At 65.8% G+C, this 24,769-nt stretch carries 23 protein-coding genes; 6 read left to right on the top strand and 17 right to left on the bottom strand.

Annotated features, from left to right (window positions below; translation table 11 throughout):
- The first annotated feature begins 25 nt into the window (after positions 1-25).
- Positions 26-1,495: an MFS transporter gene (locus tag AB4Y36_RS05790; protein WP_368682517.1), complete on the top strand. Its 1,470-nt coding sequence runs from the start codon at positions 26-28 to the stop codon at positions 1,493-1,495.
- A 25-nt stretch (positions 1,496-1,520) separates the two neighbouring features.
- Here the strand turns inward: AB4Y36_RS05790 and AB4Y36_RS05785 are convergent, their stop codons facing one another.
- The 3 genes from AB4Y36_RS05785 to AB4Y36_RS05775 all read right to left on the bottom strand — a co-directional run bounded on the left by AB4Y36_RS05785 (position 1,521) and on the right by AB4Y36_RS05775 (position 2,703).
- Entirely contained in the window at positions 1,521-1,790 is a 270-nt protein-coding gene (locus tag AB4Y36_RS05785; RefSeq protein WP_069261695.1) for a hypothetical protein, read from the bottom strand.
- A 70-nt stretch (positions 1,791-1,860) separates the two neighbouring features.
- Positions 1,861-2,295 carry a DoxX family protein gene (locus AB4Y36_RS05780; RefSeq protein ID WP_342946751.1) on the bottom strand — a complete coding sequence of 145 codons (435 nt, stop codon included), beginning with the start codon at positions 2,293-2,295 and terminating at the stop codon, positions 1,861-1,863.
- A gap of 246 nt (positions 2,296-2,541) precedes the next feature.
- Positions 2,542-2,703: a hypothetical protein gene (locus AB4Y36_RS05775; RefSeq protein ID WP_368682516.1), complete on the bottom strand. Its 162-nt coding sequence runs from the start codon at positions 2,701-2,703 to the stop codon at positions 2,542-2,544.
- 188 nt (positions 2,704-2,891) lie between these two features.
- Here AB4Y36_RS05775 and AB4Y36_RS05770 point away from each other — a divergent pair, with 188 nt between their 5' ends.
- Positions 2,892-3,722 carry a helix-turn-helix transcriptional regulator gene (locus tag AB4Y36_RS05770; protein WP_342946752.1) on the top strand — a complete coding sequence of 277 codons (831 nt, stop codon included), beginning with the start codon at positions 2,892-2,894 and terminating at the stop codon, positions 3,720-3,722.
- A 72-nt stretch (positions 3,723-3,794) separates the two neighbouring features.
- On the opposite strand, the gene AB4Y36_RS05765 is transcribed toward AB4Y36_RS05770, so the two are convergent.
- Complete coding sequence (locus AB4Y36_RS05765; RefSeq protein ID WP_368605472.1) at positions 3,795-4,256, bottom strand: universal stress protein; 462 nt, start codon at positions 4,254-4,256, stop codon at positions 3,795-3,797.
- Positions 4,257-5,168: 912 nt separating this feature from the next.
- On the opposite strand from AB4Y36_RS05765, the gene flhD reads away from it, so the two are divergent.
- The gene (flhD, locus tag AB4Y36_RS05760; protein ID WP_028202636.1) at positions 5,169-5,489 is read left to right on the top strand and encodes a flagellar transcriptional regulator FlhD; all 321 of its coding nucleotides are present in this window, start codon (positions 5,169-5,171) and stop codon (positions 5,487-5,489) included.
- Positions 5,490-5,500: 11 nt separating this feature from the next.
- A complete protein-coding gene (flhC, locus tag AB4Y36_RS05755) occupies positions 5,501-6,103 on the top strand; it encodes a flagellar transcriptional regulator FlhC (RefSeq protein ID WP_069261691.1) in 603 nt (200 codons plus the stop codon).
- A 162-nt stretch (positions 6,104-6,265) separates the two neighbouring features.
- Here flhC and AB4Y36_RS05750 read toward each other — a convergent pair whose 3' ends face one another.
- From AB4Y36_RS05750 to AB4Y36_RS05710, 9 genes are all read right to left on the bottom strand, one after another.
- Complete coding sequence (locus tag AB4Y36_RS05750) at positions 6,266-7,591, bottom strand: Nramp family divalent metal transporter (protein ID WP_342946753.1); 1,326 nt, start codon at positions 7,589-7,591, stop codon at positions 6,266-6,268.
- 52 nt (positions 7,592-7,643) lie between these two features.
- A complete protein-coding gene (locus AB4Y36_RS05745) occupies positions 7,644-8,834 on the bottom strand; it encodes an acyl-CoA dehydrogenase family protein (RefSeq protein WP_368682515.1) in 1,191 nt (396 codons plus the stop codon).
- 84 nt (positions 8,835-8,918) lie between these two features.
- Complete coding sequence (locus AB4Y36_RS05740) at positions 8,919-9,575, bottom strand: methionine ABC transporter permease (RefSeq protein ID WP_368682514.1); 657 nt, start codon at positions 9,573-9,575, stop codon at positions 8,919-8,921.
- Complete coding sequence (locus tag AB4Y36_RS05735; RefSeq protein WP_368682513.1) at positions 9,568-10,683, bottom strand: methionine ABC transporter ATP-binding protein; 1,116 nt, start codon at positions 10,681-10,683, stop codon at positions 9,568-9,570. Before AB4Y36_RS05735 ends, AB4Y36_RS05740 begins: the two co-directional genes overlap by 8 nt.
- Positions 10,684-10,716: 33 nt before the next feature.
- Positions 10,717-11,553, bottom strand: a complete 837-nt coding sequence (locus AB4Y36_RS05730; protein ID WP_368682512.1) for a MetQ/NlpA family ABC transporter substrate-binding protein — start codon at positions 11,551-11,553, stop codon at positions 10,717-10,719.
- Positions 11,554-11,755: 202 nt separating this feature from the next.
- Positions 11,756-13,330: an efflux transporter outer membrane subunit gene (locus AB4Y36_RS05725; protein WP_368682511.1), complete on the bottom strand. Its 1,575-nt coding sequence runs from the start codon at positions 13,328-13,330 to the stop codon at positions 11,756-11,758.
- A gap of 23 nt (positions 13,331-13,353) precedes the next feature.
- Positions 13,354-16,539: an efflux RND transporter permease subunit gene (locus AB4Y36_RS05720; RefSeq protein ID WP_342946757.1), complete on the bottom strand. Its 3,186-nt coding sequence runs from the start codon at positions 16,537-16,539 to the stop codon at positions 13,354-13,356.
- Between the two features lie 103 nt (positions 16,540-16,642).
- Positions 16,643-17,860 carry an efflux RND transporter periplasmic adaptor subunit gene (locus AB4Y36_RS05715; protein WP_069261684.1) on the bottom strand — a complete coding sequence of 406 codons (1,218 nt, stop codon included), beginning with the start codon at positions 17,858-17,860 and terminating at the stop codon, positions 16,643-16,645.
- Positions 17,861-17,929: 69 nt separating this feature from the next.
- Entirely contained in the window at positions 17,930-18,823 is an 894-nt protein-coding gene (locus AB4Y36_RS05710) for an alpha/beta hydrolase (RefSeq protein WP_083245001.1), read from the bottom strand.
- Positions 18,824-19,011: 188 nt separating this feature from the next.
- Between AB4Y36_RS05710 and AB4Y36_RS05705 the strand changes: the two genes are divergently transcribed.
- Positions 19,012-20,016 (top strand): LysR family transcriptional regulator, encoded by a 1,005-nt coding sequence (locus AB4Y36_RS05705; RefSeq protein WP_069261683.1) that lies wholly within the window; start codon positions 19,012-19,014, stop codon positions 20,014-20,016.
- 198 nt (positions 20,017-20,214) lie between these two features.
- Entirely contained in the window at positions 20,215-20,487 is a 273-nt protein-coding gene (locus AB4Y36_RS05700) for a DUF4148 domain-containing protein (RefSeq protein ID WP_083245000.1), read from the top strand.
- A 202-nt stretch (positions 20,488-20,689) separates the two neighbouring features.
- Here AB4Y36_RS05700 and AB4Y36_RS05695 read toward each other — a convergent pair whose 3' ends face one another.
- From AB4Y36_RS05695 to AB4Y36_RS05680, 4 genes are all read right to left on the bottom strand, one after another.
- A complete protein-coding gene (locus tag AB4Y36_RS05695) occupies positions 20,690-21,595 on the bottom strand; it encodes a cation diffusion facilitator family transporter (protein ID WP_368682510.1) in 906 nt (301 codons plus the stop codon).
- Positions 21,596-21,602: 7 nt separating this feature from the next.
- A complete protein-coding gene (selD, locus tag AB4Y36_RS05690; protein ID WP_368682509.1) occupies positions 21,603-22,670 on the bottom strand; it encodes a selenide, water dikinase SelD in 1,068 nt (355 codons plus the stop codon).
- Between the two features lie 97 nt (positions 22,671-22,767).
- Positions 22,768-23,550, bottom strand: coding sequence for an alpha/beta fold hydrolase (locus AB4Y36_RS05685; protein ID WP_368682508.1), 783 nt, complete (start codon positions 23,548-23,550; stop codon positions 22,768-22,770).
- Positions 23,547-24,581 (bottom strand): M14 family zinc carboxypeptidase, encoded by a 1,035-nt coding sequence (locus AB4Y36_RS05680; protein WP_069261679.1) that lies wholly within the window; start codon positions 24,579-24,581, stop codon positions 23,547-23,549. Before AB4Y36_RS05680 ends, AB4Y36_RS05685 begins: the two co-directional genes overlap by 4 nt.
- Positions 24,582-24,769: the final 188 nt, after the last annotated feature.

Raw genomic sequence — 24,769 nt, 5'->3', positions numbered from 1 at the left:
CCTGCGAGCGCCCTACCATGGGCGCATGAATACCTCACACCCCACCCCAGTCCACTTCACGCCCGCGCTCACGCGTATCGTCGCGACCGTCAGCGTCGGGTTCGTCGTCACGCAGCTCGACGTGACCATCGTCAATATTGCGCTCGCGCGCATCGCAACCGATCTCCATGCGAACGTCGCGGGCCTGCAATGGATCGTCGACGCCTATACGCTCGCCTTCGCCGTGCTGATGCTCTCGGGCGGCGTGCTGGGCGACCGCTACGGCGCACGCCGCCTCTACGCCATCGGGCTCGTGGTGTTCGCCCTCGCCTCGCTGGCCTGCGGGCTCGCGGCCAATCCGGTCATGCTGATTGCCGCCCGCGCGCTGCAGGGCGCGGGCGCGGCGGCCATGCTGCCCAATTCGCTCGCGCTGCTCAACGAAGCGTGCCGCCACGACCGGGCGCTCAGGGCGCGTGCAGTGGGTTTCTGGACCGCCGCCGGCGCCATCTCGATCGCCGCCGGGCCGGTGGCGGGCGGCCTGCTGATCGCGGCGTTCGGCTGGCGCAGCATTTTCCTCGTGAACCTGCCGCTGTGCGCGGCCGGCCTCTGGGCCACGTTCGCCTGGATTCCCGCGCCGCGCCGTCATACGCACGATGCCAGCGCTGCCGGCGCGCCCGCCGTGCGCAGCCTCGACGTGCGCGGCCAGCTGCTCGCCATCGTGGCGCTCACGGCCTTTACCGGCGCCGTGATCGAATGGCGGCCGCTCGGCTTCACGCACTGGGCCGTGGCGGGCGGCTTTGCGCTCGCGCTCGTGGCGGGTCTAGCGTTCGTCTCGCTCGAAGCGCGCGCACACGACCCCATGGTGCCGCTCGCCATGCTGCGCAACCGCACGTTCAGCGCGGCGGTGCTGTTCGGTATCTGCGTGAATCTCACCTATTACGGCACCGTGTTCGTGCTCGCGCTCTATCTGCAGCATGCGCGGGGCGAGACGCCGTTGCAGGCGGGACTCGCGTTCATTCCGCTCACCGCCGGCTTCCTGCTCTCGAACATCGTGAGCGGCCATGTGGTAGCGCATTACGGCACGCGCCGGCCGATGATCATCGGCGCGCTGATTGCGGGTGCCGGCTACGCATTGCTGGTCAGCGTGGATGCCGCGACGCCGCTCGCCTTCGTGCTGCTCGCCTTCCTGCTGATTCCTTCCGGCATGGGCCTCGCCGTGCCGGCGATGACCACGGCCGTGCTCTCCTCGGTGGAGCCGGCGCGTGCGGGGACGGCCTCGGCGCTGCTCAATACGGCGCGTCAGGCGGGCGGTGCAGTGGGGGTGGCGGCGTTCGGCGCGCTTGCGGGCGGGGCGGGCGCGGCGCAGGTGGTGGCCGGCCTGCATGCGGAAACCGCGGTCTCGACGGCGCTCCTGCTCACGGCGGCCGGGTTGGCCTGGTTCGTGAGAACCGAACCGGCGCATGCGGACGTGCGCCGCATCGCGCCGGCGCGAGTGAACGAACCGGAATCTCGCTGATTCGACAGCGAACTGGCGTGCCGAACTACAGCGACGCCTCCTGGATCGCACCGGAGTCGATCGCGCGGGCGATCAAACCATCGTTCTGCGCCTTGCGGATGGCGTGAGCGATCAGCTGGTCGGGCTCCTCGAGCTCAGCCTTGAGCGCGCCGATGAGGCCGGTGGCGTCGAGAATCACCAGCGTCTTCGCGGTATCCGCCTCACTGATGAACACGCGCCGCGTGCCGTCTTCCGCAAGGCTCGCGCAGAACTGCCCGGTCTTGCCTGCCACGTTGAAGTCGAAGTTCTGTATCAAGGCCTGCTCCCTCTACACCCGGTTGCCCGGTGGTTGCAATTCGACACTCGCGCTTCGCCACGCGAGGGCGTCAGCCTCGCAGGCCGCCGCCGCGCGGCGCGCGCAGACCATCAATGGAAGCACGTCCCGCGCCCGTCACGGCCAGCAGCAGGAAACCGCCCGCGATCGCCACGTTCTTCCAGAAATGAATGACCGCGTCCTGTTGCGCCGCGGCCTGGGTCATGTTCCAGAAGTCGTGGCCGAGTATCGCCGTCACGATAGCGTACACGGCCAGCAGGAACGCAACCGCGCGCGTGCGCACGCCCAGCACGATCGCAATGCCGCCGAGCAGCTCGACGGCGGTTGCCGCGATCGCGCCATACGAGGCATACGGCACGCCCTTCGAATGCAGGTAGCCGACAAACCCCGCGTATCCCAGCAGCTTCATGGCACCGCCCCAGAGAAACAGAATGGCGAGCGCGATGCGGGCGATGAAGATGATGAAGGAATCGGCGGGACGGGTCATGGAGGGCTCCGGTATGCAGTATCGGAATGACCGCGGAGCGCACGCTCAGTTCCCTCGACATGAGGCGGCAATGGCAGACGAGCCGGCACGCGCAAAGGCCGCACTGCGTGCCGGAGCGAAACGAACTAACTCGGGAGTTGATTCGGAATGCTATGGAATTTGCCTGCCGCGCCTTGTCGTGATCCGTTCGCGATGTTCTCGGGCAAACGCCGGGCAAACGCGCAAACCGACGCGGCGCTGGCACGCTCAATGCTTCTGATGCATGCCGTGCGGCCGATGCGCGTCGAGCCAGCGAGTCAGGCGCGCTTCGAGCGTGCCTCTGCTGCGGCGCGACACGGCCCACATAGCCGCACATACCAGCAACATGACGCCTGGTCCGAGCAGATAAGCAGCTACGGTTTCCCTCATGGCAGTCTCCTCTGCGCGACGCCACAGTCCGTGAGAATTTTTATTCTAGGCGATAGCGCGGCGCACGGTAAACGTCGTCCACGAATGCAGCAGGGGCGTAAACCCGAGGTTTTCATATATCCGTTGCCGGCCGCTTCTTTACCTCAGACGTAATCGCCTTGTTCTCGCGTTTGGCTAGAATCGGCAGCATGAACACACTCGCTTCCCTCCTCCCCGCCGCGCCGTCCGGCGCCGGGCGCCCCAGCGTCGGCGAGATGCTGCGCGACTGGCGCACGCGCCGGCGCATGAGCCAGTTGCTGCTCGCGACCGAAGCCGAGATTTCGACGCGCCATCTGAGCTTCGTCGAATCGGGCCGCGCGCTGCCGAGCCGCGAGATGGTCATGCATCTGGCCGAGCAGCTCGATGTGCCGCTGCGCGAGCGCAATGCGCTGCTCGTGGCGGCGGGCTATGCGCCGCTCTATCGCGAGCGCGCGCTCGACGACCCGCAACTCGCCGCCGCGCGCGAGGCAGTCGATCTGGTGCTGCGCGGTCACGAACCGTATCCCGCCGTGGCCGTGGACCGCCACTGGAATATCGTCGCGACGAACGGCGCGCTCGCGCCGCTCATCGGCGACGCTTCGCCTGCGCTGCTCGCTGCGCCCATCAACGCGCTGCGTCTATCGCTGCATCCCGAGGGCATGGCGCCGCGCATCGTCAACTGGCACGCGTGGCGAACGCATCTGCTCACGCGCCTGCAACGTCAGATCGACGCGAGCGGCGACCCCGCGCTCGCCGCGCTGCACGAGGAACTCGCGGCGTATCCGCCGCCGCCGGGCGTCGCGAACGTGAGCGCCGAGCCGATCGCGCATCACATTGCCGTGCCGCTGCGCGTGCGCACCGTGCTTGGGGAACTGGCGTTCTATAGCACGACCACCGTGTTCGGCACACCGGTCGACATCACGCTATCGGAGCTAGCGATCGAAGCGTTCTTTCCCGCCGATCCGCAGACCGCTCAGGCGTTGCGCGACCGGGCGCCGTGACGCGCGCGGTCGGCGGCTGCGCCGGGTGCCCCCGATAGCATTTCCGGCGCGGGAGGGCGTGGCGGCGGCGGCTCAGGCCGCCGCTTTCGCGGGCTCCGGGTCCGCCGCGGTAACGACCAGCACGCTGCACGACACGCGGTCGAGCAGCAGGCGGTCGTCGCGACCATCCCACCAGCGCTTGAGCGGCCCGCGCCGGTGGTGCGCCACCACGATGAGATCGGGCTGGAGTTCCTCGCAGTAGCTTGCGATCACGTCGATCGGCCGGCCCACCACGAAGTGCCCCGTCGCCACGAGCCCCTTGTCCTGCAGGCACGCCACCCCGTCACGCAGAATCTCGCGCGCCGCTTCTTCCGCGGCTTCGAACGGCACGGCGGACGCGATGTCCGTCCCCCATTGCAGGGGCGCCTGGTCGAGCACGGCCAGCAAATGCGTTTGCGCGTGGCATTCGCGTGCAAGGTCGGCACCCTCACGCAAAGCCCGGCGGCCTTCGCGCGTTGCGTCGTAACACAGCAGAATCCTGTTGAACGAGGCCATGATCCCTCCCCCGATGATTCCCGGTGCCGGGCGGGCGAACGCGCCGTACCCGCAATGCCGCTTTATTTATTTTTAGTTATATCACGTTATGATATAACCAGCACATCGACAGTCGTTGTATACGGTATAGGAGGCGCGATGGTTATCGACAACGACTTTGAAATCGGCGGGCCGCTCGTCGCCCGCGTATCGTCGGCGCGCGGGTCGGTCGGGTCGGTCTGTTACTGCCCGGCGCCCTCAACGAAGCAGGGCCCTGGCTGACCTGAAGCGGCAAAAGAACCGCCCCACCCGGATTGCGCGTCGATCGTCGATCGCAAACGTTTCACAAGTGCGATCTTCGCGCAATATCCAGTCCGCATATATTCCGGAAACCAACGGTGCATCCCACCGTCTGCACTCGTAACATCCTGGTTACACATTGCCCTGTTACAGGTCGCCGGGGTCGAAACATCTGTTACAAACTCAATAGTCATAGGTATTAATCGAAAGAGCCGTATTTTTTACCTGTCAACCCAACTCCTTTCTAAACGTTTATTCCACCGGGCGGGCGATTTTTGTCCTTCGATGATTCGTTGCGCACGCAGCGGCGCGTTGGCGAAAACCCTGATAAACCAAGGTGCTACGGCCAGTTTTGGCACCCCGATCAGTGTCACGACGGCTTGTCGCCACCCGGCTTTCAAATTGCAGCAAAACTTACCGAAAATAATTTACAACAGTACGATTATTTTTGATCCGAGGGATTGATTTCTGAGATAAGCCCTCATACAATTCCCTCCAAGGTTGTTACGAGATGTAACAACCTGTATCAAAGAGTCAGATCGAGCCAACGAGCGAAGATCGACCACAAGATCAGAAAAGATACAACGGCGAAAAAGCCGGGGGGTTAAATTCGGGGCTTCGGAAACTAGAGAAATGGACCGTAGCAGCGAGACGCTGGAATCTATCCGCGAAATTAATTTGTCGTATCTGATGCTCGCACAGCGCATGCTGCGCGAGGACAAGCCAGTCGGCATGTTCCGACTGGGACTGTCGTCGGAACTGGCCGATCTGCTTGGCGCTCTGTCGCTCGCGCAGATCGTCAGGTTGGCCTCTTCCGACCAACTTCTCTGTTTTTTCCGCTTCGACGATCATGCAATGTTGTCCGCGCTCACGCAGACTTCGAAGCATGCCGACGTGGCGGCTACCCATGCGGCCATCCTGCTTGCGGGACAGCCGGCTGGTCAATTCGCCTGAGGGTGACGTCCATGACTACGCGGCGCAGCCTCACCGAAGACGCTCAGGAAGTATTCCGCGCGATCGCACTGATCGAGCTGGGCGCGCGCATGCAGGTGCTCGAAAGCGAACTCACGCTCTCGCGCGACCGCATGATCCGCCTGTATCGCGAGATCCGTGGCGTATCGCCGCCCAAAGGTATGCTGCCGTTCTCGGCGGACTGGTACATGACGTGGCTGGCCAACATCCACGCCTCGCTGTTCTATAACACGTACCTGTTCCTCAAGAACGAAGCGCGTTGCTCGCATCTCGACGCGCTCACCAAGGGGTTCCGGCTGTATCTGGAACACTGCCGCCACAGCGGGGCCGAGCCGGCGCTCGACCTCACGCGTGCGTGGACCCTGGTGCGATTTTTCGATGCCGATATTCTGCAGTTGACGCCTTGCTGCCGTTGCGGCGGTAAGTTCGTCGCGCATCGCCACGACCTTCAGCACAACGTCGTGTGCGGCGCATGCCAGCCTCCTTCGCGAGCCGGCAAGACGAAAAAGGCGGCTGCAGCGCGACGGGGCGCCGAGCAGACCGAGAGCGACCTTCCGGCAGTGGTAACGTCGGATGGCATTGCCGAGGCTGCGTAAGCGTAGGAGAGCAGATCCGGACTAACCGGACGCGAGACCAAGACGCGAACCCGTCCGGTGCCTGAGCGCACCGGACGGCGAAGCGCTTTCCGATTGCCGCTTTTGCTTGCCGCCTCTGCGTGCCACCTCTATGGCGCGCGCCTGTTACACCTTTCCCCTTCTTTAGTTTCCGCTGAACGTCTGCCAGACGAGCCACAGGTTCGCCGCCGAGATCACGACGAACAGGAACCATGCCAGCAACCGCGTGGGGAGCCGGTTCACGAACTCGCCCATCAGCGCACGATCGTTCGTCATGCGAATGAGCGGCCAGAGTGCGAATGGCAGTTGCAGACTCAGCACCACCTGGCTTGCGACCAGCAGCTTGCCCACCGCGCCGTTGCCGAGCAGCGCGACGCCCGCGAAGGCGGGGATCAACGCGAGCACGCGCGTAATGAGCCGCCGCTGGTAGCACGGAATTTTCATTCGCAGGAAGCCTTCCATGATGACCTGGCCCGCCACGGTGCCCGTGAACGTCGAGCTTTGCCCGGAGGCAAGCAGCGTAATCGCGAACAGCACCGCCGCCGCGCCCGTACCGACGATCGGTGCGAGCAGCTTGTAGGCCTGTTCGATATCGGTGACCTGGGTGTGCCCGTTGGCGTGAAAGGCTGCCGCGGCCAGAATCAGGATAGCCGCGTTGATGAGTAGCGCGATCAGCAGCGAGACGATCGTGTCGAGGCGCGACAGGCCGATGGCCTGAGCGAGGCTCGCACGGTCGCGCTTGACGGCGCGCGTCTGCACGATCGACGAATGCAGGTAGAGGTTGTGCGGCATGATGGTCGCGCCGAGAATGCCGATCGCCAGATACAGCGGCTCCGCCGAGGAAATCGCGTGCCACGACGGCACCGCGCCCGCGAATACCGACGGCCAGTGCGGCTTCACGAGCGCGAGCTGGATCACGTAGCCCAAGCCTATCGTGGCGATGAGCCCGGCCATGATCGCCTCGAGCGAGCGGAAGTTCTTGCCCTTCAAGCCCAGCACGATGAGCGTGTCGAACGCCGTGAGCACCACGCCCACCATCAGCGAGCAGCCCAGCAGCAGGTGGAACGCGAGCGCGCCGCCCAGCACCTCGGCAAGATCGCAGGCGATGATCGAAAGCTCGGCGAGCACCCACTGGCCGAGCGCCACGGGCCTTGAATAGCGCTCGCGCGAAAGCTCCGCGAGATCGCGTTGCGTGACGATGCCAAGACGCATGGAAAGGCATTGCAGCGCGATCGCCGCGAGGCTCGAGAGGACGACCACGAACAACAGGCTGTAACCGAAGCGCGAGCCCGCCTCGATGTCGGTGGCCCAGTTGCCCGGGTCCATGTAGCCGATCGACACCAGCAGGCCAGGACCAGCGAATTGCCAGAACTTCTTCCAGAACGGCGCACGCGGCGAAACCTCGATGCTGCCCTGCACTTCGGAAGGGCAAAACGGCGCCGTTGCCGTGGTCGGTAGTCGGAACTCCAACGGTTCGATCCTCAAGGGTTGACGCGTCGCGGCACGTGCCGCGATCGAGCCCTCAAGTGTACAGCGTCGGCTGCGGCACTTCTCTCAAGAGCGTATAGCGACCCACGTCGCGCAGACGGTAGTCGAGCGGATCGTGCAGTGTATGCACGCGCGCATTGCGCCAGAAACGGTCGAGCGCGAGCGCCGCGCCCGTGGCGCGTGCGCCGCACGCCTCGAAAAGCTGCTCGCCGCCCTGGAGCGCGGCGCGGTGCGCGACGATCTTCGCCTCCGAAATCGCCAGCGAGACGCCGGCGCGCGTGGCCGCGCTCAACGCCTCGCCTTCGTCCCACGCGGCGTCGAGCAGCGCGCCCGCACGATCGGCCAGCACCGCCGCCGCGAGCGACTGCACGCGCATTTCGCCGAAGCGCTGCTGCAGGAACGGGTCGTCGGACACGTGCTGCACGCCCGAATTGACCCACGGGCGGCCGTTCGCGAGCACGTAGGCGCGCGCCTCTTCGAGCGCGCCTTCCGCGAGCCCCACGAAGAGATTCGTCAGCACGCCTTGCGAGACCAGTGTGCGCAGCGTGGCGCGCGGTGTGTCGGGGCGCTGCAATACTTCGGCGGCGCGGACCTCCACGTTCTCGAAAGACACGGTGCCGCTATCGGTCTGACGCTGGCCGATCGGGTCCCAGTCGTCGTGCACCGTGATCCCGGCGCGCGTGGTGGGCACGACCGCGAACACCGGACTGCCCGTGGCGGGATCGTGCGCGCTCACGGTCATCATCTGCGAACCGTAGGTGCCCGAGCAGAATCCTTTCCTGCCATGCAGACGCCAGCCGCCTTCCCTGTCCGGTTGCGCGACGAGCCGTGTGTCGATGGGATTCACGGCATTGCCCCACCACCAGCGATGCTCGACGGTGCCTTGCAGCCAGTTCGTGCGCTGCGCGGCGCTGCCCCACAATGCGACGCTCGCTATTTGCAAACACTGGAACCCGAGCAGATGCGCAAGCGCGCTGTCGACGCGCGCGAGCGCGCGGATCGTCGCGTAGATGTCGCTCCAGCGCACGCCGTCCTGGCCGAACTGCCCGCCGAATTCGCGCGGCACAGCGAGCGTGAGCAGCCCGGCGTCGGCAATGCGCTGCTTTTCGGCGGCTGCGTGACCGCCTGCGAGATCGCGTTGCGCGGCGTTCGCGCGCAGCGCTTCGAGCAGCGCGGCGAAACGCGCGTCCTGTTCCTGCCCGCGTGGGCGCTGTGCCTCGTTCATACCCATAGTTCCCGAATGTGATGCCCGAAAAACGAAGCGCGCAGCAAGGGCGCTGCGCGCGTCATGTCGAACGGCTTGCGCCGCTCAGGTTCGCCGCAAAAGACGCCGCACCAGCATGTCGCCCGTGAACTGCACCGCCGCGACGATCGCGATCAGCAGCACGATCACGGTGACCATGACCGTCGTGTCGAAGCGCTGATAGCCGTAGCGTATCGCGAGATCGCCGAGACCACCCGCGCCGACGGCGCCCGCCATCGCCGAGGAGCCGATCATGGCCACCACGGTGATCGTGAAGCCGCCGAGCATGCCGGGCAGCGCCTCGGGCAGCAGCACATGCCATACGATGTGGCGGCGCTGTGCGCCCATGGCCTGGGCCGCCTCGATCAAACCGCGATCGACTTCGCGCAAGCTCACCTCGGCCACGCGCGCGAAGAACGGAATGGCGGCGATGGAAAGCGGCACCACGGCGGCCCACACGCCGATGGTCGTACCGACGAGCAAGCGCGTGAGCGGCAGCAGCGCGACCAGCAGGATGATGAAAGGCGTGGAGCGGAACGCATTGACGAGCGCGCCCAGCGTGGTGTTGAGCGCGGGTCGCTCCAGAATGCCGCCGCGCGCGGTCGTGACGAGCAGCAGCGCGATCGGAATACCGATCAGGAGTGCGAATATCGCCGAAACGCCGACCATCAGCAACGTGTCGCGTATGCCTTCGAGGAGCTCGGTGATCCACACGTCAGACATAGCCCAGCACCTCCACGCGGCTCGCATGACCACGCGCCCGCTCGGCGAGCGACGCGGCCTCGGCGGCGTTCTGCACCGGCGCGGAAACGACTAGCCGCCCTTGCGCACGCCCCTGGATACGCTCGATACCGCCATGCACGAAGCGCACGCCCTGCGCGCCGAACGCCTGCGCGAGCGTGGCGAGGTCGGGCTCTTGCGCCTCGTCGCCGGTGAAGCGCACGTCGAACAGCGCGTGCGCGCCCACTTGCGGCGCAGCGTGGATACGCGCCGCCAGGTCGTCGGGCAACTCGTGGCCGGGCGTGTGCAGGAGCGCGCGCGTCGCTTCGTGCCGCGGATCGCCGAACACGCGCCACACGGGCCCCTGTTCCACCACCTCGCCGCGCTCGATCACCGCGACCGTGTCGCAAACGTCGCGGATCACCTCCATCTCGTGCGTAATGAGCACGATAGTGACGCCGAGCCGCCGGTTGATGTCACGCAGCAGCGCAAGAATGGCGCGCGTGGTTTCCGGGTCGAGCGCCGAAGTCGCCTCGTCGCAGAGCAGGATGTCGGGCTCGTGCACGAGCGCGCGTGCAATACCCACGCGCTGCTTCTGGCCGCCGGAAAGGCGCGCGGGCCACGCGTCGCGTCGTTCGCTCAAGCCGACGAGATCGAGCAGCACGTTCACGCGCGCCTCGATGTCGGCCTTCGGCACACCCGCAATTTTCAGCGGCAGTGCGATGTTGTCGTGCACGGTCTTGGCGGAAAGCAGATTGAAGTGCTGGAACACCATGCCGATGCGCCGCCGTAGCGCCACCAGGGCGCGCTCGTCGAGTCCGCCCACGTCGACGCCGTTCACTCGCACGCCGCCGCTCGTGGGCTTTTCGAGACCGTTCACGAGCCGCAGCAGCGTGGACTTGCCCGCGCCGCTGCGCCCGATGATGCCGAACACTTCGCCGCGCGCCACCTGCAAGTCGACGCCCGCGAGCGCCGCCGGCGCGCCTGGCGCGTAGGTCTTGCCCACGTTTTCGAACACCACCGCAGGCAGCGATGCATCGGCATTGCCCTGCGCCTCACCCGCCGCGGGCCCCGCCTCGATAAAGCGCGCCGCTCCGAACCATTTCATCATCGCTGCTCTCCTCGTGCGTAGATTGCGCGCGCTTTACCAGGCGACCGCGTAGAGGTTGCCGAAGGCTTTGTCGAGCTCCTTGCGCACGGCCGGCGAATGCTGGTAGATGTCGATGAACTTGCGAATGCGCGGATCGTTCACGCTCTCGGGCCGCACGACGAACTGGATCGCAAACGCCTTGTTCTCGACGCCGTCGAAGAGCAGCGCACTGTTCGGATCGGTAGTGCCCGCGAGCTTGATGAAGCTCGGGTAGCCCTGTGCGAGATCGACGTCGTCGAGCGAGCGCGCGAGTTGCGACGCTTCGAGTTGCACGATCTTGAGGTGTTTGGGATTCGAGACGATGTCGAGCGTCGTGGCGCGATAGTCCACGCCCGGCTTGAGCTTGATGAGGCCCGCGCGCTGCAGCAGCAGGAGGCCGCGGCCGCCGTTCACGGGATCGTTCGCGATCGCGACCGTCGCGCCATCCTTCAGGTCTTCGAAGCGTTTCACCTTCTTCGAATACAGGCCGATCTTCATGATCGTGCCCGGCGCGATGGCGACGAACTTGTAGCCGCCCTGCTGTTCGGCGTTTTCCAGAAACGGCTTGTGCTGGAAGTAGTTGGCGTCGATATCCTTGTTCGCCAGCGCGGCGTTGGGCGTGTTCCAGTCGGTGAATTCGATGATCTTCACATCCACGCCCTGCGCCTTCGCCTCGCGCGCCGCTTCCTGGAGCGCGGGCGTTTGTGGCGTGGTGGCAATGCCGATTTTGAGCGTAGCGGTGTCGGCGTGCGCGTCGAGCGCCGCCGCCGCAAACGACACGGCGATTGCCGTCAGCAGGCCGAAGCGCTGGAAAAAGGAAGGGCGCCCCACGGCGCGCACGGCACGGATCATCGCGTTCCTCGATGGAAGTTGGACTTCGTTCAGTGAGGAGCGACGCGATGAGGGCCCATCGCGTTGGCTCCAGATGGGTCCAGACGATGATAGGGGGGCGGCGGGGCCGGGTCTACGAAGCGATTGCGCAAAGGAAATCGCCGCCTGCGATATGCACAGGCGGCGAGCGTTGCGGCTAGTTATGCGGGCTGTAAGGCGCGGCTTAGCGCGCCGCGAGCGGCGCCGGCGGAGGCGGAGGCGGCGTAGCGTCGCCGGGCTTCGCGTCGCCCCAGCCGCCGCCGAGCGCGCGGATCAGGTTGACCGTCGCCACGGCCTGCGAGCCCTGCAGATGGCTGGCCTGCAACTGCGACACGAGCACCGTCCGTTCGCTGTCGATCACGTTCAGATAGCTGACCTCGCCTTCCTCGTACTGCGTGCGCGAAAGCTGCGCCGACTGCCGCGAAGCGCTCACCGCGTCGTTCTGCTCGCGGATCTGGTCGTCGAGCAGGCGCAGGTCGGAGAGATTGTCCTCGACCTCGCGGAAGGCCACGAGCACCTGCTGGCGGTATTGCGCAACATCTTCTTCATACTTGCCGCGCGACTGGGCGAGATTCGCCTTGCGCCGGCCGCCGTCGAACAGCGGCAGCGTGAGCGCCGTACCCGCGAGCGGCCCGAGCAGGAACGCGCGGCTCGACCACATGAACAGGTCGCCGAGCGTGGCCGACTCGAAGCCCGCTGCACCCGTGATGTTGAGCTGCGGGAAGAACGCCGACTTCGCGAGCCCCACGCGTGCGTTCGCGGCCGCCATGGCGCGCTCGGCGGCGGCCACGTCGGGGCGGCGCTCCAGCAGCGTGGAGGGCAAACCCGGCGGCACCTGCACGACGACCGGTGCGAGCGGCGTTTCGGGGAACGTGAAGTCCGCGGGCGCCTTGCCGAGCAGGATCGCGAGGCTGTGCTCCGAAGCCGCGCGCTGACGCGCGACGCCCACCGCGTCGGCGCGTGCGCTCGCGAGTTCGTTGCGCGCCTGAGCCACGTCCAGCGCGCTGATGTCGCCTTCCTTGAAGCGGCGATCGACGAGCTTGAGCGCGTCTTCGCGCAGCGCCACCGTGCGACGGTACAGATCGACGTCGGAGTCGAACTGGCGCAGCTGGAAGTAGTTCTGCGCGACATCGGCCTGCAAGGCGAGCTGCACCGAGAGGAACAGGGCTTCGCTTTGCTGGGCGTCCGCCTGCGCCGCGTGAACGTTCGAACTCACACGGCCGAACAAGTCGACTTCATAGCTTGCCGTAGCCTGTGCGCGCCACAGCGTTTGAGCGGGCACATTGTAATTTTGCGGGTAATACAGCGAAGCCGGCGAGGCGCGCTGATACGTCGGGCCGAAGCCCGCATCGATCGACGGGAACCACGAGGCGCGCGCAGCCTGTGTCACGGCGCGCGCCTGCTGCACGCGCGCGGCCGCCGCCTTGAGGTCCTGGTTCGCTTCCAGCGCCTGCTGCTCGAGCTTGTCGAGTGTCGGGTCGCCGAACACCGTCCACCATTCGCCGCGATGGGTGCCGTCGGCGGGCTGCGCCGGCGTCCACGTGCCCACATCGTGCGGATTCGTGCTCTGCGTTTGCTGCGGCGCTTCCTTGTAGGCCGCGGGCACGGCGGCGTCGGGCACCTTGTAGGTCGGCTCGACCGAGCATGCCGCGAGCCAGGCAAAGAGCGCGACGCTCGCCGCGATTCGTGTGATACGCGCGAGATGCCCGCCTCCCGGCGCGGCATTCGCGCGATAGCGCAAGATGGATTCGTTAGTCATGTTGTTCATTTTCCCTTGTCGCCTTACGCGTCGACCATCGATTGCGGCTTGCGCGCATTGTCCTTCTGCGCGACGTGAATCTTGCCGCCCGCGAGTGTGCGCAGCACCACGTAGAACACCGGCGTCAGCAACAGGCCGAATGCGGTCACGCCGAGCATGCCGAAGAACACGGCCACGCCCATCGCGTGACGCATTTCCGAACCCGCGCCGCTGGAGAGCACGAGCGGCACCACGCCCATGATGAACGCGATGGACGTCATCAGGATCGGGCGCAGACGCAAGCGGCTCGCCTCGATGGCAGCGGTAAGCGGCGTGTGTCCGTCATGCTCCAGTTCGCGCGCAAACTCGACGATCAGAATCGCGTTCTTCGAAGCGAGTCCCACCAGCACCATCAGGCCGATCTGCGTGAAGATGTTGTTGTCGCCCTGCGTGAGCCACACGCCCGTTAGTGCACACAGCACGCTCATCGGCACGATCAGGATCACCGCGAGCGGCAGTGTCAGGCTCTCATAGAGCGCCGCCAGCACGAGGAACACGAGCAGCACGCTGATCGGGAACACCCAGATGCCCGCATTGCCCGCCAGCACCTGCTGGTAGGTGAGGTCGGTCCATTCGAACTTCACGCCGCGCGGCAGCACTTCAGCCGCAATGCGTTCCGCCGCCGCCTGTGCCTGGCCCGACGAATAACCGGGCGCCGGGCCGCCGTTGATGTCGGCCGCGGTGTAGCCGTTGTAGCGCACCACCATCTCGGGGCCGTACGTGGGCGTCACCGTGACGAGCGACGAGAGCGGCACCATCTCGCCCGCGGCGTTGCGCGTCTTCAGTTGCAGAATATCGTCGGCGCGCTGGCGGAACGGCGCATCGGCCTGCACGCGCACCTGATACACGCGTCCGAAGCGGTTGAAGTCGTTCACGTAGAGCGAACCCAGATAGATCTGCATCGTGTCGAACACGTCGGTGACCGGCACGCCGAGCTGCTTCGCCTTCGTGCGGTCGAGATCGACGTTCAGCTGCGGTACGTTGATCTGATAGTTCGTGAACGTCGGACCCAGCTCCGGCGTTTGCGCCGCGCGCTTGACGAAGTCCTGGGTCGCGCGGTTGAGCGCCTCATAGCCGAGCGCACCATGGTCCTCCAGCTGCAACTTGAAGCCGCCCAGCGTACCGAGGCCGAGCACCGGCGGCGGCGGGAACACGGCGATGAACGAATCCTTGATGCTGGCGTACTGCTGGTTCAGCGCACCCGCAATCGCGCCGGCCGACAGCGCCTTGCCCTTGCGTTCCTTGAACGGCTTGAGCGTGACGAACACAATGCCCGCGCTCGAACTATTCGTGAAGCCATTCACCGACAGGCCGGGGAACGCCACGGCGCTTTCCACGCCGGGCTGTTTGAGCGCAATGGCGCTCATGTCGCGAATCACGTTCTCGGTGCGGTCGAGCGCGGCGCCGTTGGGCAATTGCGCGAACGCGATCAGATACTCCTTGTCCTGCGCGGGCACGAAGCCGCCCGGCACGATACGCGCCATCAGCACCGTGGCGGCGATCAGCACCACGTAGACCGCGAGCATCGCGCCCTTGTGGCGCAGCACGCCGTTCACGCCGCGCCCATAGCTTTCCGAGCCGCGATGAAACACCCGGTTGAAGCGGCGGAAAAAGCCGCCCAGCACGAGGTTCATGCCACGCGTGAGCCAGTCTTCCTTCTCGCCGTGACCACGCAGCAGCAGCGCCGAAAGCGCGGGCGAAAGGGTGAGCGAGTTGAACGCCGAGATCACCGTGGAAATCGCGATGGTCATCGCGAACTGCTTGTAGAACTGGCCCGTGAGACCACTCATGAACGCGAGCGGCACGAACACGGCCACGAGCGTGAGCGCAATGGCGATGATCGGCCCGCTCACCTCCTGCATGGCCTTGTAGGTTGCATCGCGCGCGGATAATCCGCTGGCGATATTGCGCTCCACGTTTTCGACGACCACGATAGCGTCGTCAACCACGATGCCGATGGCGAGCACCATCCCGAACAGCGATAGCGCGTTGATCGAGAACCCAAACGCAAGCAGCAAGGAGAACGTCCCAACGATCGAGACCGGCACTGCGATCAACGGAATGATCGAGGCACGCCACGTTTGCAGGAACACGATCACTACGATCACCACGAGCGCGATCGCTTCGAGCAGCGTATGTACGACGGCTTCGATACTGGAGCGCACGAACTGCGTGGGGTCGTAGACAATCTTGTAATCCACGCCCGCGGGCATGTCCTGCTTGAGCTCCTTCATCGCCGCGCGCACCTGGTCCGAAATCGCGAGCGAGTTCGCGCCCGGCGCCTGGTTGATGGCGAGCGCTACGGCCGGCTTGTTGTCGAGCAGCGAACGCAGGCCATATTCGGAGGCCGCCAGTTCGATACGCGCGATATCGCGCAGGTACGTCACGCCGCCATCGGGATTCGTCTTGACGATGATGTTGCCGAACTCGCTTTCCGTGCGCAGACGGCCCTGGGCATTCACGTTGAGCTGGAACGGCGTGCCAGGCACGCTAGGCGAGGCGCCGATCACGCCGGCCGCCACCTGCACGTTCTGCTCGCGAATCGCGTTGACCACGTCGTTCGCGGTGAGATTGCGCTGTGCCACCTTCTGCGGATCGAGCCAGATGCGCATGGCGTAGTCGCCCGAGCCCCACAGCTGCACCTCGCCCACGCCCTGGATGTTCGAGAGTCGGTCCTTCACGTTGAGCAGCGCGTAGTTGCGCAGGTACGTCATGTCGTACCGGTTGTCCGGAGAGATCAGGTGCACCACCATCGTGAGCGTGGGCGAGCTCTTGATGGTCGTGATGCCGAGGCGCTGCACGTCTTCCGGCAGGCGCGGCAGCGCCTGGTTCACGCGGTTCTGCACGAGCTGCGTGGCCTTGTCCGGGTCGGTGCCGAGGCGAAACGTGACCGTGAGCGTGAGATTGCCGTCGCTATTGGCCTGCGACTGCATGTACAGCATGTTCTCGACGCCGTTGATCTGCTCTTCGAGCGGCGCGGCGACGGCCTCGGCGATCACCTTCGGGTTCGCACCCGGATACTGCGCGTGGACCACCACCGAAGGCGGCACGACCTCGGGATACTCGGAGATCGGCAACTGGAACAGCGCGATCACGCCGGCCAGCAGGATCAGCACGGACAGCACGCCCGCGAAGATCGGCCGGTCGATGAAGAATTTCGATATGTTCATGGGTTGCTCTTGTTCATGACGCTCAATTTGACGCGAATCTTGCTGCTTAGTCATCCTGACGGAAGCACAGGCGCAGGCCGCGATCGCCTACGCCCGCCGCTCGTCAGGACGTTTTCGCTGCCTTGGCGCCGGGGTTCGCTGCCGTGCTGGACGAATCGGCGTCGGGGTCGCCATTCATCGGCACCATGTGCGAGCGCACGGCTTCACCGGGGCGCACGCGCTGCGTGCCGTTCACCACCACGTGGTCGCCCGCCTTCAGGCCGCCCAGAATTACGCGCAGGTTGCCCTGCTGGCCGCCCGTTTGCACCGTGCGGTAGGCGATCTTGCCGCTGTTATCGACGACGTAAACAAACTTCTTGTCCTGGTCGGTGCCGATGGCGGCGTCGTCCACGAGCAGCGCCGGGTGCGGGGCGCTGCCGCTCACCTTGATGCGTGCGTAAAGCCCCGGCACCAGCGCGCCGTCGGCGTTGTCGAAGCGCGCACGCACGCGGATGGTGCCCGACGTGGTGTCGAGACGGTTGTCCACCGACTCGATCGTGCCCGTGCGCGAATAGCCCGATTCGTTCGCCAGACCCAGTTCCACAGGCACCTTCGAGCCGTTCTTCATGTGGCTGATGTAGTCGAGATAGGTCTGCTCGTCGGCGTCGAATTCGGCGTAGATGGGCGAAACGGAAACGAGCGTCGTGAGCGGCGCGGCGCTTGCCCCTGCCGATACGACGTTGCCCACCGTGATCTCGGCGCGCGACACACGTCCGGCAACCGGCGCGACGATGCGCGTGTAACCCAGGTTGATCTGCGCGGCTTCGAGGGCGGCCTGCGCGGCCTTGAGATTCGCGTTCGCTTCGCGCGAGGCGTTCTGCTTCTCGTCGTAATCGCGCTTGGCGATGGCGTTATCGCCAATCAGACGCTGAGCGCGCTCCCAGTCGCTTTGCGCGTAGCCCGTGCGCGCCTGCGCGGCGGCAAGCTGCGCAGCGGCCTGATCGACGGCCGCCTGGTACGGGCGCGGGTCGATCACGAACAGGGTCTCGCCCTGCTTCACGAGCGCGCCGTCACGGAAGTTCACGGAGACGATCGTGCCGGAAACCTGCGGACGTATCTCCACTTTCTCGACGGCGGCCATGCGGCCCGAGTAGGTCTGCCAGTCGGTGATCGTGCGATTGAGCACGGGTGCGACGTCGACCTCGGGTGCGGGCGGCGCTTCAGCGGCAACGGCAGGGTGCGAGTCGAGGCGGATGGCCCCGAGGGTGCCGAGGCCCGCGACCACCAGCACGCCAATGACCGCTAGCGCGATACGGGTTCGGGATTGCGAAAAAAGTGACATGTCGGACTCCAGAAATAATGGTTGATTGTTCTTCACTGGTTCGGCAGCACCGCCGCAAGGGTGCTTCGTCTATGACGCCCCCGCGTCGAAGCAACATTGGAAAAACCGTACGGCTTCGCTGAGCGCGGCCGGATGCGCCGCGAGATTCGCGTGCGAGACGCTCGGGTAGCGCACCACCTGGGTGCGCACGCCCGCGTCGATCAGGCGGCTCGCGTACTTCTCCGCTTCGATGTGCAGCACGTCGTTCTGTGCGGTCACGATGAGCGTGGGCGGCAAGCCGCCAAGACGCAGCGATTCGAGCGGCGCCGCGTACGGATGCATGCGCTGCGTCGCATCGGGCAGATACGCGCGATAACACGCCGCGCATTCGCTTGCGGTGATATCGGAGCCCAGGCGCGCCTCGTCGCCAAGACGCGTGAGGCTCGGATCGAGCATCGGCGCAAACAATGCCTGCGCCGCGAGTTTCACGTCGCCGCGATCGCGGCCCATGAAGGCGAGCACGTTGGCGATCTGGCCGCCCGCGTCGTGGCCCGCCGCGATCACGCGCTTCGGGTTGCCGCCGAACGCGCGGGCCCGCGTAAGCGCCCACAGCGCCGCGCGATGCGCATCTTCGGGGGCGGCGGGAAACGGGTGCCTGGGCGCGAGCGAATACCCGACGCTCACCACGAGCGCTGGTAAGCGTTCTGCGAGAAACCGCCCCACCGCATCCGCTTCCTCGATGGACCCGCGCACAAAGCCGCCGCCGTGGAAATACAGCAACACCGGCAGACCATTCGCGGCTTCGGGACGGTACAGCCGCAGCGGAATCTGCTGGGCGTAGCCTTCGATTGCCACGTCGGTCGTGAGCACCGCGCGCACCTTGCCAGGCTTGGCGGACGCGGTAGCAGGCAAGGCCGCGGGCACTTCGGCCAGCGGCGCTTCCTCCGCGGAGGTCCAAGACGTTGGGCGTTTAAAGACATCCATGTCAAATCGGCGCAATGCGCGAGAGTAGATTCGAATGAAGCGAATTGTGGGTTCGGCAGACTTGCAAATAAATGCCTATAATCCGGCAACACAATTCGGCGCACCTGAACAATCTGTCTCCTCTTTCTGCGCGGGCGTTAGTTTCGAACGCCGCGCGCCGTGCGACCGAAGCTTTTTGGAGAGTGGCAATGGACCGCCTTCAGGCCATGCAGGTGTTCACCCGCGTCGTCGATACCAACAGCTTCACGCGTGCTGCCGAAACGCTCGACATGCCGCGCGCGTCGGTCACGACGATCATTCAGAATCTCGAAGCGTTTCTCGGCGTGCGCCTCATGCACCGCACCACGCGCCGTCTGTCGCTCACGCCCGATGGCGCCGCGTACTACGAGCGCTGCGTGCGCATTCTCGCGGACGTCGAGGAAACGGAAACCACATTCCAGGATCGCAACCGCAAACCGCACGGCAAGCTGCGCATCGACATGCCCGGCTCGATCGGGCGGCTCATCGTGATTCCGTCGCTGTGCGAATTCCACGGGCGCTATCCGGACATCGACCTGCAACTCGGGCTATCCGATCGCCCCGTGGACTTGCTGCAGGAAGGCGTGGACTGCGTGGTGCGCGTGGGTGCGCTGCAGGATTCGTCGCTGGTCGCGCGGCGCATCGGCATTTTCGAAGGCGTGTCGTGCGCGGCGCCGTCGTATCTGGAGCGCCACGGCATGCCGCAGACGCTCGAAGAACTGGCCGAACATCGCGCCGTGAATTACTTCTCGTCGCGTACGGGGCGCGTGATGGACTGGGCGTTTCTCGTCGACGGCAAGGAAGTGGAGGTCAAGCTCAAGAGCATGGTCTCGGTAAACGACGCGGACGCTTATGTAACCTGCGGCATCGAAGGCTTCGGCCTGATCCAGGGGCCGCGCTACATGGTGCTGCCGCACCTGAAGTCGGGTGCGCTCGTCGAGGTCCTGCCCGATTACAAGCCGCTGCCCATGCCGATTTCGGCCGTCTATCCGCACAGCCGCCATCTGTCACCCAAAGTGCGCGTGTTCGTGGACTGGATTGCCGAGGTGTTCGACCGCTGCCCACTGCTGAGCGGCCGCGCCTCGCTCGACAAGGCCTGCACGATGCGCACGCTCGAAGAGCGCGAAAACGCGCCAGCGCTCGAAACGCCTGTCATTTCGGAATGGGCCGCATAAGCTCAGCGGCGTAACGCCGTCGCGCTGCGCCAACCCTCGAAGCCGCGCCCGCAGAGGCTTTCGCGGGCGCGGCGCAGCGATTGTTCCGGATTTTCGACAATTGCTTTCGCGTTCCGGCCGTTTATCGCAAACGGCTGCGCAACTACATTTGCTCCTGTCGCCGCGACCCACGTGGCACCGGTACAAAAGGAGCAGATCATGAAACGCACTCTCGCAACTGCCATTGGCGCCACGCTCGTCCTCTCGCTCGCCGCAAGCGCCTCGGTCTTCGCCCAGGACAACAGCGCGCCGAAAACCCGCGCTGAAGTGAAGGCGGAAATTGCCGCCGCGTATCGCGACGGCACGCTGCCCTCGCTTAACAAGACGAGCTATCCCGAGCAAAGCCTGATCGGCCGCACGCAAGCGCAACGCATCGCGCTGCAGGAAAGCCGCGCGAACCGCGCCCAGCGCGTCGCGCAGGCGGGCGAATAAGCCCGCAAGACGCACCGGCATTTCGATTGCAAGACAAAAAACGTAGGAGTCCAATATGAATCCGACCGTACCTTCCGAACTCGAGCAGTGGGACAACACCACGCCCGTGTGGACGCCGTTTCGGCATTGAAATGTGAAGCGCGCGTGAAGATGTGACTCGTGTGCAAGGGCCCGGCGGTTTTGCAACCGCCGGGCCCTTGCATTACCGGTTCACGAAATCCGGCTCGAAAAACACCCAGCGCACAAGAGGAAAGCGCGCCTGCAGGTCGGCTTCGATCGCGTTGATCGCCTCGACCATGGTGCGGCTGTGGTCGTACTCGAGCATTTCGCACTGCACCGCCACCATCACCTCCTTGCCCCATTGCAGGGTAATGAGGCTGATGATGCTTTGAATTTCGGGCCGCGCGCGCAGGAACGATTCGATATCGCGCCGCATTTCCGGGCCGGCCGATTCGCCGACGATCATCGACTTCACTTCACGCGCGATGAACCACGCAATCAGCATGAGCAAAATGCCCACGCCGATCGAGCCGCACGCATCCCATACCGGATTGCCCGTGATGACCGTGAGCAGCACGGCGGCGAACGCAATGGCGAGACCCGCCAGCGCCGCGATGTCTTCACCCGCCACGACGAGCAGGTCGGAATCGCGCGTTTCGCGCGCCCAGCGCCACAGCGATTTCGTGGGCGCGCCCTTGCGAATTTCACGCATCGCGCCATAAAGCGAAAACGCTTCGAGCACCACGGAAATGCCGAGCACGACGAGCGCCACATAGACGAATCGCAACGGCTCGCGCGCGATCAGCCGATGCACGCCCTCGTAGACCGAGAACGCGCCGCCCACGAAAAACAGCAGCAGCGCCACGAGCAGCGAATAGAAGTTGATCGCGCGGCCCGTGCCCATGGGATGCAGCGGCGTGGGCGGCTCGCGCGACTGGCGCAGGCCGAACAGCAAAAGCAGTTGATTGCCGCAGTCGGCCGTGGAGTGAATCGCCTCCGCGAACATCGATCCCGAGCCCGTGAACGCCGCGGCAGCGTACTTGCAGACCGCTATGCCGAAGTTCGCAGCGAGCGCGTAGAAGATGGCTTTCGGCGATTCTCCGCTCATACGGTCCTCATGCGACGTCCACGCGCGCCGGGCCTTCGCTCAGTTCGCCGATCACACGAGCGTCGCCAAAGCCTTCCGCGCGGAAGATCGCCAGCACGTCGTCCACGCTTTCCGGCGCGCAGGCCACGAGCAGGCCGCCCGAGGTTTGCGGGTCGGTGAGCAGCGTGCGCGCGCTTTCGGGCAGGCTGGGCGCGAGCGTGACGGCGTCGCCGTACGAGGCCCAGTTGCGGCCCGAGGCGCCCGTGTACACGCCGTCGTCGACGAACTTCTGCACGCCCGGCAGCCACGGCAGCTCGGCGTAGTGCACGCGCGCGGTGAGATTCGCGCCGCGCGCGATTTCGAGCGTGTGGCCGAGCAGGCCGAAGCCCGTTACGTCGGTCATGGCGTGCACGCCCGGCAGTTCCGCGAGCGTTGCGCCCGGCTTGTTGAGCAGGGTCGCGGCGGCGACCATCGCCTTGTAGCCCGCGTCGCCGAGAATTTCCTTCTTGAGCGCGGCGGAAAGTACGCCCACGCCGAGCGGCTTGCCGAGCACGAGGACGTCGCCGGCTTTTGCCGATGCGTTGCGCTTCACGCGCGAGGGATGCACGACGCCGAGCGCCGCGAGGCCGTAAATGGGCTCCACGGAGTCGATCGAATGGCCGCCCGCCACGGGAATGCCCGCCGCCGCGCACACATCCTCGCCTCCGCGCAGCACCTGCGCGATCACATCGTGCGGCAGCACGTTGATCGGCATACCCACGAGTGCCAGCGCGAGGATCGGCTTGCCGCCCATGGCGTAGACGTCCGAAAGCGCATTGGTCGCGGCGATGCGGCCGAAGTCGTACGGATCGTCGACGATCGGCATGAAAAAGTCCGTCGTCGCGACGATGGCCTGCTCGTCGTTGAGCTTGTAGACGGCGGCGTCGTCGGCGGTCTCGGTGCCGACCAGCAGGTTCGGAAACGCGGTGGTGAGCGGGGTGCTGCGGGCGAGCAGCGCAGAAAGCACGCCCGGCGCGATCTTGCAGCCGCAGCCGCCGCCGTGCGAAAGGCTCGTGAGGCGCGGCACGGCGGCGCCAATGGCGGGTTTGTCGTTCATGTCTGGAAATCGTCCTGAAAGTGCCGGATGAGTTTTCGTATTATGGGGCAATCGCCGGACTGGCGATGCGGGCGGCGCGCACGCGCCGCGGCACCGCTCAGCCGCGCCCGGCGGCCTGGCCCGCCGCGTTCCCGGCGACGTCGCCCGCGTGGAGCGTATCGACGAGCCATTGCGGATCGTCGTGCGGCAGATCGTGCCCCGCCCAGGGATGCGCCACGTGCGGCGCGCCCCAGGCCCGCGCGAGCCGCGCGGAGCAAACGGGGTTCACGAGCCGGTCGCCGCGCGACGACACCACCAGCACCGCGCAGCGCGGCACCGCGCGCGCCTTGAAGCGCGCGGCGGCGGCCAGCTGGCGCAGCGCGTTCGCGCGGCTCACTTGGGCGCTCGCGCGGATCGCGCGCCACGTTTCGAGGTCGGCAGCGAGCGTGTCGCGGCGCGCGCAGGTGAGCCCGTAGATCAGCGTCTCGGCAATGCCGCCGGTGTCGCCGCCATCCCAATGCTGCGCCACGCGCACGAGTGCGGCCCACGCCGACGGCCGCAAGCGCTCGTCTACGCGGCTGAACGGCCGCATGCTCGTGTTCACGAGCACGAGCCGCCCAATTTCGTCGGGGTAGCGCAGCGCCCACGCCGTCGCCACCATGCCGCCCAGCGACATCGCCAGCACGCGGTATGGCGGGCGCGCCCCGTACCGCAGCGCCTGGGCGCGCAGCGTGTCCACGTAGTCGTCCACCGCGAGCGGTGAGCGTTCGTGCACCGCCGTGCCGTTGCCCGGCAGGTCGATGGGCAGCACGCCGTCACGGGCCGCAAGCAGCGTGGCGAACGCGCCCCAGTGGCGCGATTCGCGCGTGAGGCCGCGCAGCAGGATCCACGGTTCGCTCATGTGCCCGGCTTGCGATACCAGTGCCCGATCGCGCTTTTCAGCACCTCATCGCGGATCACACCCTCGGGCAGCCAGCGCTGCGAGGAATACGCGGCGCGCGTGAGGAACTCGAACAGATTCGCGTGGCGCCGCAACACACGCGCGGTGCGATGCTGCAAGAGCGGATTGAACATGCCCTGGCGCGAAAAGATCTGACGCGGGTTCTTCTTGATCCACAACCACGAGCCCAATTCGAGCGTGAGCGGCAGGAAGATGTTGCTGTCGGGCGCCCGATCGTATGCGCAATCCCACAAGTCGCCGTGCAGCAAATACTGGTGACTCTGCGGCTCGAAGGTGTAGCCGTGATGCGGATGCGCGCGCTCGAACATCGTCTTGAGTACGTACATTTCGGGCAGATGGCGGATGAGACGGCGCGTACGTGCGTACGGAAACCAGATGCTGTCGGTCCAGCCGTAACCGGAATGGCAGTCGAGCGCGAAGGAAAGCGGGCGCCGCGTGAGTTCTTCGTCGACGATCTTCAGGAGCGCCTGCGCCTCGATCTCCATGGCCGCGCCGCGCCGCCCCCGATACCACGGCAGCCACGAGCCGACGCGCTGGCCGCCCGCGAGAAAAGGCACGCGCTCGTCGGCGTCCTGCGGCGCGTTGCGCATGAGGTCGACGCCGTTCGGATTTGCACGCGTGGCGAGCCACATGCCGCCGGGATTGAGAATCGGCGCGAAGACGATGCGCACGGACTCGAGTTGACGCAGGAGCAGTTCGTCCCAGGCAAGACGCCCCACGAGCGCGCGCATGTAGTCGAGCACGAGCTGCGAGCCAATGCGCTCGAGCCCATGGATGCCCCCGAAAAAACCAATGCCGGGTGCGGCCGGGTCGCGCGAGCCGATGGCCGCCACGTAGAGAGGAAACGTGCGGCCGCGCACCTCGACTTCGCCCTCGCTGCGAATGTCGAGCCAGCGTGCGCCGGCATCGAGGATCATCTTGAGATCCTCGTATTCCTCGAAGCTATCGGGTAGGAAGCTCAGTGCCTGCATATGGCGCCGGGTTTCGTCGCTTGTTTGGATGGGGCCGCCTAGGTGGGGCCGCCTAGGTGGGGCCGCCTAGGTGGGGCCGCCTAGGTGGGGCCGCCCAGGTAGGGCCGCCCAGGTCGCGCCGCCGCGTGCGGCCGCTTTGTCTACAACTGCCTTCCGAGTGCCACCTCTGTCGACAATGAGTCAGCAAT

Origin of the sequence: Paraburkholderia sp. BR10936, from assembly GCF_040965735.1 — a bacterium.
Classification (GTDB): domain Bacteria; phylum Pseudomonadota; class Gammaproteobacteria; order Burkholderiales; family Burkholderiaceae; genus Paraburkholderia; species Paraburkholderia nodosa_A.
Note: the sequence above shows the minus strand (reverse complement) of the source record. Positions and strands in the feature narration are given on the sequence as shown.